We start from the raw sequence: 13256 nt of genomic DNA, 5'->3' as shown, positions 1-13256 counted from the left end.
GGCGTGCTCGACGAGGGTGAGCTAAGCGGCCTCTGAGTATTGGAGGGTGCCTTGATTTTCTAGGTAGCGGGCGATGTTTTTGGCGGCAGCGATTTTCTCCTCCGCCCAGGCAATCTTTGCACTCAGTTCTTGGTAGCGCTGTTCTTGCTCTGCCCTCTCAGTTTCGAGTTGCTGGTATTGCTGGTCGTATTCGCCGGCGCTGATGGCGTGGTGGGTAGCCAGAGTGATCAGCTGACTAAGGCGTGACTGAACTTGCTCGAGGTTGGCGGTGATGTTCTGCTGGCGGGTTTTTAGCTCATCAATAGCCAGCACTTTCGTTTCGATCAAGCCCAGTGTGCTCTGTACACCTTTGGTAGCGGCGTAGCGGCTGGTTACTGCTTGGTTGAAGGCTTCTTGGATGTCTTCTTCGGATACATGTGGGGTGTTGCAGCGGGTGTTTTTCTCGTACTTGGCGCAGCAGCGCCAGATGTGTTTTTGGTATTTGGTTCCCGAATGCCACACCTTGCGCCCGTAGGCGCTACCGCAGTGTCCGCAGATCACTCGCCCGCAAAACGGGTGCTTGTATGAGGTGGCGTCTTTGGCGTGGTAGGCAAGTTTTGCTTGGACTAATTCCCACACGTCAGGGGCAATGATGGCCTCATGGTTGCCGTGCACGTAGTACTGGGCGACCTGGCCGTTGTTGGGTTTGATGGTTTTGGTCAGGAAGTCAGCGGTGTAGGTCTTTTGCAGTAGCGCATCGCCTTTGTATTTCTCGTTGGTAAGGATCGAGCGGATTGTGTGGGTGCGCCAGATTTGCTTACCCCTAGGCGTGGGGATTTTATCCCTAGTGAGGTCGCGGGCGATTTGGGCTGGTGAGGCACCGGAGAGGAACTGGGCGTAGATACGTCGCACCACCTTAGCTTGTTCAACATCGACCTCGAGGTTTCCGTCTTCACCTTTCTTGTAGCCAAGTAGGGATGAGTAAGGGACGAGAACTTTTCCGTCTGCGAAGCGTTTCCTGTGCCCCCAGGTCACCTTCTCGCTAATGCTTCTTGATTCTTCCTGGGCCAGGGAGGACATGATGGTGATGAGCAGTTCACCTTTGGAATCGAAGGTGAAAATGTTTTCTTTCTCAAACCACACCTCTACCCCGGCGTCTTTAAGACGTCTGACGGTGGTCAGCGAATCAACAGTGTTACGAGCGAAGCGTGAAACGCTCTTGGTGATAATTAAGTCAATTTTTCCCTCTAGGGCGTCGCGGATCATGTTTTGGAAGCCAACGCGCTTGGTTGTGGAGGTGCCGCTGATACCTTCATCGGAGTACATGCCTGCGAACTGCCAAGTAGCACGCGAATTAATCAACTTCGTGTAGTAGTCGATCTGGGAGCGATAGGACTGGGCTTGTTCTTCCATGTCCGTAGACACTCGCGCGTAGGCTGCCACCCGACGCACCACGTTCGGCGTATGCCCGAGGGTACTTTGGATAGTTTTGGTGGCGGGTATTGCCGTAATCGTTTTAGCCAACGCTTCTCACCTCTCCTTCCATACTTGGGTGACCGTCAGTCTGGTAGCGCCGGATGCTCCCTCCCGCCAACTCCACGCACACGCTCCGGTCGGGGCTGATTGTGATGGTGTTAATCCCCGTAATGACAGCTTCCTCATCCCACGTATCGAGGCCGAGGGCGTCTTGGCAGATGTGTTTGAGGGTCTCTTCGCGTACTTGTGGTGCCTGGCAGGGATTGCCCTGGCCGCGGGTCGCGTTGTAGCACCACCAGAACTTGTGGCTTGTTCCCGTTCTGGTTTTGGTGCGACGGTGGAAATGTTTCGAGCACACTGTGCAGGTGATTTTCGAGGTCAAAGCCATGCTGCCCCCACTTGGGGTGCGTGCCCGACCGACTTGGCGGCGCATGGCCAGTATCTGTTGGACTTGGTCGAAGAGCGCCGGGTCGATGATGGGCTCATGGGCACCATCAACCACCCACGAATCAAGCTCCCCTCATTACGTTGAACCGTGCTGATGGCTAGGTGGGGGCGGAAGTATTTTTGGCACACAACCCGCCCCGCATACACCTCATTTTCTAGCCACTTGCGCATCGTCTTGCCCCGAAACTTTCGCCCCGACCTAGGAAGCACACCCTCATCATTGAGCATGTGGGCGGTCTTTTCTGGGCTGATACCAGCCAGGTAGTTGTTGAACAGGCGGCGCACCACCACCGCTTCTTCCTCAATAACAACTAGGGTGCCTTGCTGGTAGGCGTACCCGTAGGGGTGGCGTGAATGTGGGGTGCCATCAGCGTATTTTTTGCGTATCCCCCACTTCACATTCGCACTGTTCGTCTCGGATTCTGCCTGCGCGAAAGCGGCAAGCAAAGTCAAGAGAACCTCGCCTTGGGCACTGGCAGTATCGATACTCTCGCGCTCGAAGCGCACTGATACACCTAGGCTTTTTAGTTCACGCACCACCTCGAGTAAGTCCGTGGTGTTTCGGGCCAGACGCGAAATCGACTTACACAACACCACATCCACCCCACCAGAGCGCGCCAGGCCCATTAAGTCCGCTAGGCCAACGCGCCCACTACGTTTAGTACCAGTTGCGCCTTCGTCTGAGAAAATCCCGGCAAACTCCCACCCTGGGGTGGACTCAATCAGGTGCAGATAATGCGAAACCTGGGCAGACAATGACGAGAGCTGGCGTTCATGCTCGGTTGAAACCCGCACATACGCCGCCACCCGTAACCTCTCCCCCACACTTGTCGGGGTAATCACTTCAACCCTGCCTGCCATAACCTTCCCCTTGTCACCTCAATCCACAACTCTCTGCATCCACCTAAGGGTTTTCTTTGCTTCTTGGTGTTTCAATGAACGCTTAAAACCTGCGGTTTATCCACTCCAACGCGCACAAACAACCGCCCCACCACCGCATTAGGAAACGCCTCGGTCAGCCCCTCCAACACCACACGTGCCTGGTCCTGATCAAGCACTCCCCCAGCAACGAGGGCTGACACGAACTGCGCCCCCTGCAACAAGGCCACCTCACTGGCTAGGTCCTGCCCGCCCATCAGCACCGACCGCCCTTAGTGCCAAACCGGGCACGGACATAACACGAATGGCAGCAGTACTTACGACCCTTATTCCCGTACGCGCTAAAACCCTCACCGCAGTGCGCACAAGTGAAGGAATAAATAGCCTGACGGTTAAGGTGCTCGGGGTGGGCATGCCACCAAGCCAGGCGGCAAGTAGCAGAGCAAAACCGGCGACGAGGCACCGGCATGCAAGCCTCAATTTCTTGGCCGCACTGTTCACACACCACCCCGCCATCCACAGCACTCGGGTTCTCGGTGTTGATGCTCTGGCGACGGCACAACGATTTGACCGTGTTGCGACTCAAGCCCACTTCCAAAGCGATCTGACCAAACGAGTGACCCCGACGGCGAAGCGCAAACACCTGCTCTCTGACAAGCGCATCCACAGCCATGCCAACCTCCATACGAGAAAAACTTTCCTGACGTATGGAGGGCTCTCAGCGGCCACGATTTATAACCCCCACCCCCAGATACGCAAAAAGCGCCCCCACCCAACCCAGTGAAGGGCCAGGTGAGGGCGCATGAAAAGGGTTGAAGCCCGGCTGTTTTAGTAGCCGAGCTTCTTGTTCACTAGGGCTTGGACAGCCTTGTAGTTGGCTCCCAGGCGTCGTTTGCGTTCCTCGCCATTGCCGAACTCGCCTCGGATGACCGCATCCGCCAAAGCATTCAGGTCAGGACCTGAGTAGGCGGGCGTGGAACCGTAGCCCAGGCGCTGGTTCACAATGGCCTGCACAGCAGCGTACTTCGAGCCGAGCCGGCGTCGGCGTTCGTCACCATTGCCATAGTCGCCACGCAGCACAGCATCCGCCAGTGCGTTCAGGTCACCGGAAGGCGCGCTTGCAGTAGTGGCGGGTTTGGCGTTGCCGCCACCTCCGCCTAGCCATGGTGCGAGCACAGTGGTGGGTGGGTAGTAGCGTCCTGGGCAGTCCGTAGAAGAGCAGTCCTTGTGTCCAAGAATGGTCAGCGGCCCGTGCTTGGCTTGCAGGTCGCGGATTAGTTCAGCCACGGTGGCTTTGTCGGCCTCATTGCAGCGGGGGTTGCATTCGATCCCAATAGACTCCAAATTCTTTGTCCAGTTGCCGGCGTGGTAGGCGGTGTTCCCGTCTGCAATCAGTTGGGCGACACGTCCAGCCTCAGCCACGTAGTGTGCGGATGTGTTGTTGCCGCCGCGTTCGAACCAGCGGATAGTGCCCTCAAAGGTGGGGTGTTTGGCAGGGTCATCCCAGTGATGCACCACAATGTATTTAATGCGGTGGCCTTGGCGGCCTCGGGTGAAAGCGGTGGCGTCATGGGAATGGTCAATCGTGTAAGACATAGCAGTTTTCTCCTTGATGTGGTGGATGGGTTTTAGGGTTGGACGATCACGTGCAACCAAATCAGCACAGTCAGTAGCGGGGTGGTGGCCTGGTCCCACACCCACCAGCCCACCCCGATTACTGAGGCGAGCATCAGGGTGCTGGCCAAAGCAGTGAGAATGGCTGGCAGGTGGGAGGCGGGTTTAGTCACCATCACCACCCGTCTCTTCATCGGGCGCGGGTTTGGTGGTGTGGGCTAGTGGTTTACGCACCTCGGAAACACTTGGGGTTAGAGGAATGTGCGGACGCGGCACCGCCACCGGCTCACTCGTGTTTGTTGCGGCGTGGCGACCGTGGGCCGAGCCCAAAAGACCATCCGTTGCAGTGCTTTCACGCTCGGTGAGGGTGGCTAGGACCTGGCTGAACTTGGGTGGTACTGGCAGGCCCAGGACGGTGGCGTTTTCAATCAGGGAGATACCTTCGTTGGCGATGTAGAAGAAGATCACCGCCCCGCGAAGCACCCCCACCCCACCAAGCACGTGGGTGTCCATCAGCTGGGCCAAGGCAACGAAGGTGAGGATGAGCATCTTGCCAAACAGCCCCTTAAACCCAACCGCACTGGAGAGTTTTCGGGTGGCGATCGCTGCCATCACCCCGGAGATGTAGTCGGCGGTGATGAACGCGAGCAAGGTGTAGAGCAGGGCGTCGGGGGTGCCAAATACCCAACCAGCCCCTGCGCCAATGATTCCGGCGATGGTGCGTAGGTAGTGGTCTAGTGGCATGAGAAATCAGTTCCTTCCAAGAGAGGTTTGGGCATGAAAAAGCCCCGAGGCTTCATTGGCCATCGGGGCTTGGTGGGATTGTGAGGATGTGGGTTTCAGGTTTCACCAGGGGCGGTGGTTCTGCTTCTTTTGGTGGCGTTAGTGGTTGAGCGACCACGGGTTCTGGTGGGGTGGGATCAATCTCCATCAGGGCACCTCCTTCCCGGTGGTCTCTTCTAACGCGTCGCACAGCAGGTCATAGGCTGTGGCGTCAGTCCCGGAGAACGTGCCTGGGTACTCGGCCAGAGCCTTGGTCAGGACGGCGTATTGATTCTCGTAGGTTTCGGGAAGCAATACAGCCTCACCCATGAGGGCCTGGTGTTCGGCCTTGAACTCACTAGCCTGACCGGGGTCCTTGAGTGTGAAGCCACCGGCCTCATCCAACAGGATTTCTCCGTCTTGGTCGAGGGTGGCGTACTGGCGAGCCAGCTCCACCTCAGATGCTCCCAATGCTTCAAGGTGAACAAGGAGCGAGGCGTGGAGTTTGGTTCTGGCACGTGATGCGCTACCGGCTAGTTCTAGCCCATCAAGTAGGCCGGTGATAGCAGGTAGATGGTGGTTGCGAATCTTCAATACAGCCATAGGGGGGTGCCTTTCGGTTAGGTGAGGTTGGTGGACATGGTCGATAGGCCGGTGTTCTTGTAGCTCGACCAGGCGACTCTGCCGCCTCCGATATCGTGGACTTCTTGGACCCAGCCCTTGTTCAGATAAGTGATGAGGTGGTTGACCCGCATAATCACCTCATTAAGACGCTTGGTGATCTGGGTGACCGAGTAGAGGTTGTTATCTGTCACCAAAAAGAGCGCCCCACTGGAGAAGGCGACCTGGCTGCGGGTATTCTCGCTACACCAGGCCGGCATCATCGTGCGGTTAACGTTGGAATCGAGCAGTTTGATCCCACGTTTACCCGTTGTCATTATTTTGTTCCCACCCAGGTGCAGGTCAATGCCCAGATGCAGACCACGTGCCCCCATGACGGAGCCTTTCGGGTCAAGGGTTAAGAGCACGACGTGGTCGTTGCTGCCGGCCCCATACGTCCAGGCCGCATATGAGGCGTCCTTGGAGAGCATGGTGTTGAGGCCCTTGACGCTCTCGGGTTTGTTTTTGAATCCTGCTTCACCGATTTGTCCGATGTACTTGGTGTCGTAATAAAACTGCAAACCACTTGAGCTCACTTTGCCGGTGAGGGTGTTGCCGTTGTACCAGCGGATCTCCGTGGGACTAATACGGATGCTCTGGCTCCATCCCGATAAGCCAACTTGAATGGCATTCGTTGCAAGCTTGTCAGCACTAATCGACCTTGCCCCGATTCTGCTCGCTGCCAGTGTGGCAGTAGTGATCTTGCCAGCATCCAAACTGGCAATTTTCGCGCTGTCAATGGTGCCGTCTTTGATCATCGCCCCCGTGATTACTGCCTGATCGATTGTGGTTTGACCTGTGATGTGAACCTTGGTCCCATCGATGAGGATGTCCTCACGCGAAATGTTGATTTGGTTGATGACCTGGTCTTTTTCCACCCTCAGGTTCACAGCACTTGAAAGTTGAGTTATTTTCGAGCGGGCCCCTTCGAGGAGGCTTCCGACCACAATCTGGTAGTCCTCAACTAGCTTGGCGTTCTCGGCTCCCTTATCGACTGCCTCCTGAGCCTTCAAAAGAGCCTTCTCAGCATCCCTTGAAGCGCTACGCACACGGGTGCGGACCTCGGTGCCTGCTTTGATGGCCGCATCTGCAACGTCTTTGGCTTCCGCTATCGCAGCTTCTGTCTCGTCGAGGCGTTGTTTAGCCTCCATATAGGTCAGATCCGTGGCGATTGGGAACCAGTCGTAACGGTTGTTTCGCTGCTCGTAGATCCAGATTTCCTGCTTCTCACCGTTCGTTTTGAACCAGACATCACCGGGGCGTGGATCCTTAGGAGTGGCACTGCCGTAGTGGTTGCGGTTTTTACCGTTCGCCGCCATCAGAGCCTCATCCACCCGCCCAGAAACCTCACCAACAGAAGCAAAAGCCTGGTCAGCCCTGGCCATAGCGTCACCAGCCACGGTGGTGACCGCTCCGGCCTGGGCGCTAGCATCCAGGGCAGCCCCCATCGCGTTTCCTGCTACCGCCATGGCCCTAGTGGATTGGCTGGTAATCCTTGGGGTGAAGGATCCCAGCGTCACCTGCGTGTAGCCCTCGGTGAGGGGGTTGTATTGGTAGGCCACCACCCGCGCCGACACATCCACACCAGCGTCCAGGTCTTTGACCGTGACAACGTCACCGATTGCCACACTCTCCAAAGCACGAAGATGGGCATATTCCTTTGTTCCGGCCAAATCGATTAAGTTCACTGTCCAGGTTCGGGTTGGCTCATCGATGCGCTGGAGGGCGAATTGCTGTTTTGCTGCTTGGCGCAAAGCGTTCTCAGCCTGCTTTGGTGGTAGTGCGTCCTCAGCGCTGGCTCCGTTTGGGGTGGCGGTGGATTTGATGTGATCAAACTTGATTACCCCAACCCTGGGGTGAGGGTATTGATCAAGTTTTCTCGAGTCGACCCATTTCTCCGGGAGCATCAGCCCATCAAACCCCACCGGCACGATGCGGGTGACCACCGTTGAGTAGTCCACTGACGCGGTCATGGACAACAGGTTCTTACCTGCCCGGATTTGCACCCCGTTATCCGCCCCACGCTTAGACACGAGGGAGATGTGGGTGTTGTTTCGGATTAGCTCCCCACCCCAGCGGTTCACGATCCCGTTATCAAGGTCCGGATCCATCAGGACTGAAGCGACAGACACCCTAACGAGGCGGGGTGAGGCACGAGTACTCAGGTTGCTGGTTGCGGTGAACGGGTGCTTGAACTGCGCCCCAGCAAGGACGCGGGTTAGTGCGCCGTTTGCGTCTTCGTTGACCAGGTTGGTATCCATCAAAAGGTTTGCAGCCAAGTCATAGAACACATGCTGAGCCGTGACATGCACCTGGTGGTGTTCGTTGGTCTGACAGTGGTGGATGCGGAAAAACTGGCCTCCAAGTACTGGTGCTGGACAGCGCACCAGGTTCCCAACCTGCAAGGATGAGGCTCCTTTGGCTGTGAGGGGGTAGTCGAACTCCAAGGCAAACGTGCCACCGAGTTCTTCAGTCACCACGGGGTTGATGATCTGGGCATCAAGGACGGCTAGTCCGTTGTCTGTAGTGACGTCTGTTTTGGGGATCGCGTTTGCGGGGTGTGTGGTGATCATTGGTTCCTCCACCTCGGTTCAATGACAAGCTGGCTGACCCCTGGGCCTAGTTGGACGTGGGATTTGCCGGGGCGGATGGTTGGGAATGGGCCGGTCATGTGTTGGTTTTGCGCCACATTGCCCTTGCGGCACTCCATGAGGGAACTGTCGACGGTGAGTTGGTCGGAGTCGATTTTCAGGTCCACCCTGTATCCGTTGGTCTCAAAAAACACCCTGCCACTGCCGTACACCGTGAAGACCGGACGAGCAACAGCATTACCGGGGTTAGTGATGTTCCCACTCTTAGTCAAGACAATGTTTTCCACACCCGTCAGGTAGGCGAAAGGGCCACAAAGGAGGGTGGCTTGGAACTGACCCATCATCGGAGACACCCTCACCAGCTCACTAAAAGTGACGCTCTTGACTTGATAGAACACGCCTGTGTCATGGCGGAAAGCAATCCGCTGAGCGTTTGTTAGTGCCACTACTGCTTTGCGCCATGCCCGCATCACATCACTAGAGCGGATGATCAGGTCGAGGGTGATGAGCCGGTCATTCCATCCTTGCTCGCGGGTGAGGGTGCCTTCACGGCCTGGCACCACAATCTGTTCCAGCACCCGTCCCGCCGGACTCAGCTTCACTGGAGAAGCCAGGTGCAGGTTCAGGTCCCGGCGAGCCTGGATAGTTCCATCCAACGTAAACACGGGGAATCATCCTCCTTCTCTTGAGTTGATGGCAAGTAGCGGGTTGCGGCGGGCTAGTCCCGCAAGGCTGGTATCGATGCGGGGTGCGAGGTGGCCGACTAGGGTTCCGTCATCAAGCACCACCCGAATATCCATACCCTTGAGCATCGAAGGCACCACGGCTTCGACCACAGACTGAATACCCTCCGCTGACAAACCAGTACCGCCCTCACCATTGGAAATCCCAGTAGTTAGCGCGGCAGTGGTTTGGTCGAGGTGAGCGAACTGGGCCTGGGTCTTGACATCGATTGGCACGTCCAGGCCTTCGGTGAGGCTGGTGAAGGCGGCGTCGATATCGGAGGCCATGGCATCTGCGGCTTTGGTGGCGCGCTGGGCGTTGTCGTTGATACCGGCAGCGAGACCGCGTGCGAGCATTTCACCGGCCCACGCCGTCTTGCGTGAGGGTGAGTGGATACCGAAGAATGACGTGATGCCATCCCAAATACCTGAAACCCAGTTAGATACTGAGTCCCATAGCCATCCGGCTAGGCCTTGGATGCCGTTCCACAAGCCCCGCACCAGATTCCCACCCACACTCACCATCTGACTAACGCCCTGCCCAAACGCGCTCACAATCCCAGAAACAATCTGCGGAATCGCAGACACGATCGTGGAAATGATCGTGGGCAGATTGCGGATGAGTGCGGTCAGTAGGGTGACGCCCATCATCATCAGCTGCGGAATATGGCTACTGATCGCGTTGAGCACGCTGCTGATGATTCTAGGGATGGCGGAGATGATGGTGGTGTGATGATCGTCGGCAACGCCTGAATCAATGCGACGAACAGTTTGATGCCAGCATCAATCAACAACGGCAATGACCCGAGGACGGCGTTGATGATCGCATCAATAATCTGCGGTAAAGCCGCCACGATCGTCTCAATAATCGTTGGGAGGGCTTCTACCAGCGAAGTGAGTAGAGTGATGCCAGCTTCAATGAGTTGCGGGATCGCACCCACCAAAAACTCCAACAGTGACTCAATGAGCGCTGGTAGTGCTTCGATGAGTACCGGGATGGCTTCGATAATGCCCTGCGCCAACCCCGTCACCAACTGCAGCGCAGCATCAAGCAGCATTGGTAGGTTGTCAATCAAGGCTTGGACGATCCCGACGATCGCCGCAATAGCAGCCGGAATCAACTCGGGTAGTGCCTGACCGATGCCACTGGCGAGGGTGGCGACCATGGTGGCGGCCGCCGTCGTGAGCTCGGGCAGCAACTGCAGGATCCCTTGGACGAGGGCGATGAGTAGTCCGGTTGCGGCCTCGGTAATCGCAGGCAAAACCTGAATCAAACCATCAGCCAACGACGTGACAATCCGCAAGGCCGCATCTAAGAAGGCCGGTAGCTGCTCGCTGATGAAGGCCAGGGCCTCTTGGATGACCTGACCTAAAGCGGTGATCAGCCCATCGACACCATCTTTTTCGAAGGCTTCGGACAGGGCGGAGACCCAGCCGTTGACTATCGGCATCACGGAGCCAGAGAGCATTTCGGTGAGCCCACCGGCCAACTGGCCTTTAAGGTTGGCGACCCCGTCTTGGAGGGTGGAGAGTTGGCCGTTGAAGGTTTTGGACTGATTCTCCATCGCCCCATAAAAACGCCCACCCTCAGCCGTAGCAGACTCGAAGGCCTCAGCCACCATCTCAGCCGAAATAGCGCCCTTACTCATCTCCTCCTTGAGCTCACCAATACTCTTGCCGGTCTTACGGGAGATTTCTTCCAAAGGGTTGAAGCCGGCCTTAATCATCTGCATCAGGTCCTGGCCCGTGAGCTTGCCAGCAGAGGAGACCTGAGCAAACGCCAAAGACAGCGAAGAAAACTTCTCCTTATCACCCTGGGCCACATCCCCAAGCATCCCCATGTACTTCTGCGCATCCTGCGCGCTGATACCAAAGGACATGAGGGTGCGGGTCGCATCAGCCAAATCCTGCATCCCATACGGGGTCGAGGTCGCGCGGGCCTTCAAGTCAGCGACGAGCTGGTGGGCCTTGGCCTCATTACCAAGCATCGTAGTGAACGACGCCGTGTAGGACTCCATAGTCGCGTTGTACTGGATGCCGTCCTTCATCGCGTCCACAAACCCACGCCTCACGGCCTTGATCGCACTGCCGATAGCCTTAACCCCAGCAACAATGGCCTCACTAGCGAGGTTGGCTTTCAGCACGTCGCCGAAGGACAGTGCCTTCTTGCCGCTTGAGTCCATCTCGTCGCCAAGATCGTCAACCGCGTCTTCTAGGCGGCCGGTGTCTTTGGCTGCGTCCCGTGCGTCATCCCCAGCATCATCAGCGTTATCACCGAAGGTTTCGAGGGTTTTGTTGTTGTCCTCCAACTCTCCCTCAAGGTCAGCCAACACCGCCTTCGCATTATTGAGCTGCGTCTGCCAAGCCAGAGTGCGCCGGTCAGTCTCCCCGAAATTCGTCGCAGCGTTCTTCAAGGCTGCTTCGAGGGTATTGATCTTGTCCCGCTGAGCGCTGATTTGCTCAGCCAACACTTTGCCTTTGGCGGCGTACTTGGCCTGAGCATCATCAGAGCGCTTGAACTGGGCATCAACCAGCTTCATCTCACTGCCGAGCACCCTAAAGGACGCGTTGATCTCCGTGATCGCCTTCTTGAACTCCCGCTCACCCTGCAGCGCGATTTTCAGTCCGAAGTCTTCAGCCATGAGCGGTTCCTTAAGTTGTAAAGCATGGATAATGGAGATGGAATTTCAAAATGGCTGGTCAGCTGACGTTCCCGCATAATGACAAAAGCCATTTCAGTTTGAACAAGGAGAGTTCCTGATGGGTTTTTGGTCTCGACTACTCGGCTTGCAAGATCCTGCTACGACCGATAAATCAATGAAAAATATCCCCATAAGGGGTGAAATCGGATACTACGGTCTTGAGGATTGGTGGTTGCATGAACTTAATGAGTCAGAACGAAAGCTCATCATCAATACCTACAAACCAATGGGTGTATCTAATTCAAAATCCACACTGTTAATGAGTAATGTAGAGTCTTCGCAAACTACTGCGTTTTGGTTGTCAGTTTTAGCTGGATGGTTTAAGCCGAACGACCCCGAGCAGTCTAGATTGATCCTGAAGATTGCTGATAAAGCCTGGGAAGTAAAGGAGAAGCTATCGCCAGCGACCGGAGACGACGCGATATTTTCAAAGCATCTAGCCCTTGGTGCCTTGGCAGAAATTTATTATCGTTTTCGTGAAGATCCGTTACTTCTTGAACGCTGCAAAGCTGCCGCTCGGATGCAAGTAGAAATGCAGTCAGAGGCGATGAAAGCCTACATTAGGAGAGAAAAACGTCTTGCCGTACCTGGAAAGAAAAACCAATCAATTATTTATCCCAGTCACAAGGGGTTCAAAAGGCTGGCGATTATTCTTGAAAAAGAAAAACGCTATGAAGATGCCCTTAAACTACTGGAAGGTGCTGCAAATAGTAAATGGGACGGTGACTGGGATAAGCGAATCGAGCGAATCAAAAAGAAAGCTCGTTCCCGACAATGTTGACAGTCTTCTAAACCCCGAACGGGATGACGTCATCAATGAATGTCTCCCGCAAAGGGCTTGCGGTGCCGGTGTGTTGGCGGTGGCATTCGATCAGGTCGAGTAGCAGGCCGAGGGGCATGTGCCAGACATCCGCCTGCCCCAACCCCAGGACAGTTACGCCCCAGTGGAGCAGGCGGATAAACGTGGCCTCATCAGAATCTGCTACTCGGCCTGCTGGTCTTTTCCCACCGGCTCCTGGGACACAATCTCGCGGCGAGTGCCGTTCACCAAAGCGGCCGTGATGGCCTCACGGTAACCAGCCAAATCAGCCGGACAGGTCAGCAACTCAACCAGGTATTCAGTGAGCAACTCCTGCTTGTCATCAGGATGGGCAAAGTTGTGGATTTGGATGCCCTGGTTAGCCAACAAGGTGACAATCCAGATGATCTCACCCAAAGCCTGGTCCATATCCTCACCCGTGAGGAGTTTTTCGCCGAGCTGATCTAGGCCGCCATAGCGGGCCGCAATCTTCCTAGTCGCCCCCGTCGAAAGGACGAGGGTGTATTCGGTGCCTGCGATGGTGACTGTGGCGGTGCGGCCATCGAGTGCGGGGTTTTCCATGGTCAAGGTTTCGCTACTCATGATTCAGTCTTCTCCTTCCCGC

Annotated in this window: 14 protein-coding genes; 1 reads left to right on the top strand and 13 read right to left on the bottom strand. The window is 56.1% G+C overall.

Annotated features, from left to right (window positions below):
• Positions 1 to 21: 21 nt before the first annotated feature.
• From LRP57_RS01910 to LRP57_RS01860, 12 genes are all read right to left on the bottom strand, one after another.
• Positions 22 to 1503, bottom strand: a complete 1482-nt coding sequence (locus LRP57_RS01910; protein WP_231204517.1) for a recombinase family protein — start codon at positions 1501 to 1503, stop codon at positions 22 to 24.
• Positions 1496 to 1843 carry a recombinase zinc beta ribbon domain-containing protein gene (locus LRP57_RS01905; RefSeq protein ID WP_231204515.1) on the bottom strand — a complete coding sequence of 116 codons (348 nt, stop codon included), beginning with the start codon at positions 1841 to 1843 and terminating at the stop codon, positions 1496 to 1498. Before LRP57_RS01905 ends, LRP57_RS01910 begins: the two co-directional genes overlap by 8 nt.
• Positions 1834 to 2763, bottom strand: a complete 930-nt coding sequence (locus tag LRP57_RS01900) for a recombinase family protein (protein ID WP_231204513.1) — start codon at positions 2761 to 2763, stop codon at positions 1834 to 1836. Before LRP57_RS01900 ends, LRP57_RS01905 begins: the two co-directional genes overlap by 10 nt.
• A 71-nt stretch (positions 2764 to 2834) precedes the next feature.
• Entirely contained in the window at positions 2835 to 3038 is a 204-nt protein-coding gene (locus LRP57_RS01895; RefSeq protein ID WP_231204511.1) for a hypothetical protein, read from the bottom strand.
• 571 nt (positions 3039 to 3609) lie between these two features.
• Positions 3610 to 4377 carry an N-acetylmuramoyl-L-alanine amidase gene (locus LRP57_RS01890; RefSeq protein ID WP_231204509.1) on the bottom strand — a complete coding sequence of 256 codons (768 nt, stop codon included), beginning with the start codon at positions 4375 to 4377 and terminating at the stop codon, positions 3610 to 3612.
• Between the two features lie 183 nt (positions 4378 to 4560).
• Positions 4561 to 5139: a phage holin family protein gene (locus tag LRP57_RS08235; protein WP_269213793.1), complete on the bottom strand. Its 579-nt coding sequence runs from the start codon at positions 5137 to 5139 to the stop codon at positions 4561 to 4563.
• Between the two features lie 52 nt (positions 5140 to 5191).
• Positions 5192 to 5326: a hypothetical protein gene (locus LRP57_RS08230; protein WP_269213792.1), complete on the bottom strand. Its 135-nt coding sequence runs from the start codon at positions 5324 to 5326 to the stop codon at positions 5192 to 5194.
• Positions 5326 to 5760: a DUF1617 family protein gene (locus tag LRP57_RS01880; protein ID WP_231204507.1), complete on the bottom strand. Its 435-nt coding sequence runs from the start codon at positions 5758 to 5760 to the stop codon at positions 5326 to 5328. Before LRP57_RS01880 ends, LRP57_RS08230 begins: the two co-directional genes overlap by 1 nt.
• Positions 5761 to 5777: 17 nt before the next feature.
• A complete protein-coding gene (locus LRP57_RS01875) occupies positions 5778 to 8390 on the bottom strand; it encodes a phage tail spike protein (RefSeq protein ID WP_231204505.1) in 2613 nt (870 codons plus the stop codon).
• Positions 8387 to 9073: a phage tail protein gene (locus LRP57_RS01870; RefSeq protein WP_231204503.1), complete on the bottom strand. Its 687-nt coding sequence runs from the start codon at positions 9071 to 9073 to the stop codon at positions 8387 to 8389. The genes LRP57_RS01875 and LRP57_RS01870 overlap by 4 nt, the downstream gene beginning before the upstream one ends.
• A 6-nt stretch (positions 9074 to 9079) precedes the next feature.
• Entirely contained in the window at positions 9080 to 9820 is a 741-nt protein-coding gene (locus LRP57_RS01865; protein WP_231204501.1) for a phage tail protein, read from the bottom strand.
• Entirely contained in the window at positions 9784 to 11772 is a 1989-nt protein-coding gene (locus tag LRP57_RS01860) for a tape measure protein (RefSeq protein ID WP_231204499.1), read from the bottom strand. Before LRP57_RS01860 ends, LRP57_RS01865 begins: the two co-directional genes overlap by 37 nt.
• Positions 11773 to 11890: 118 nt before the next feature.
• Here LRP57_RS01860 and LRP57_RS01855 point away from each other — a divergent pair, with 118 nt between their 5' ends.
• The gene (locus LRP57_RS01855) at positions 11891 to 12613 is read left to right on the top strand and encodes a hypothetical protein (RefSeq protein WP_231204497.1); all 723 of its coding nucleotides are present in this window, start codon (positions 11891 to 11893) and stop codon (positions 12611 to 12613) included.
• A gap of 201 nt (positions 12614 to 12814) precedes the next feature.
• On the opposite strand, the gene LRP57_RS01850 is transcribed toward LRP57_RS01855, so the two are convergent.
• Positions 12815 to 13234 carry a hypothetical protein gene (locus LRP57_RS01850; RefSeq protein ID WP_231204495.1) on the bottom strand — a complete coding sequence of 140 codons (420 nt, stop codon included), beginning with the start codon at positions 13232 to 13234 and terminating at the stop codon, positions 12815 to 12817.
• Positions 13235 to 13256: the final 22 nt, after the last annotated feature.

The organism is Schaalia sp. lx-260 (genome assembly GCF_021083645.1).
GTDB lineage: Bacteria > Actinomycetota > Actinomycetes > Actinomycetales > Actinomycetaceae > Pauljensenia.
Note: the sequence above shows the minus strand (reverse complement) of the source record. Positions and strands in the feature narration are given on the sequence as shown.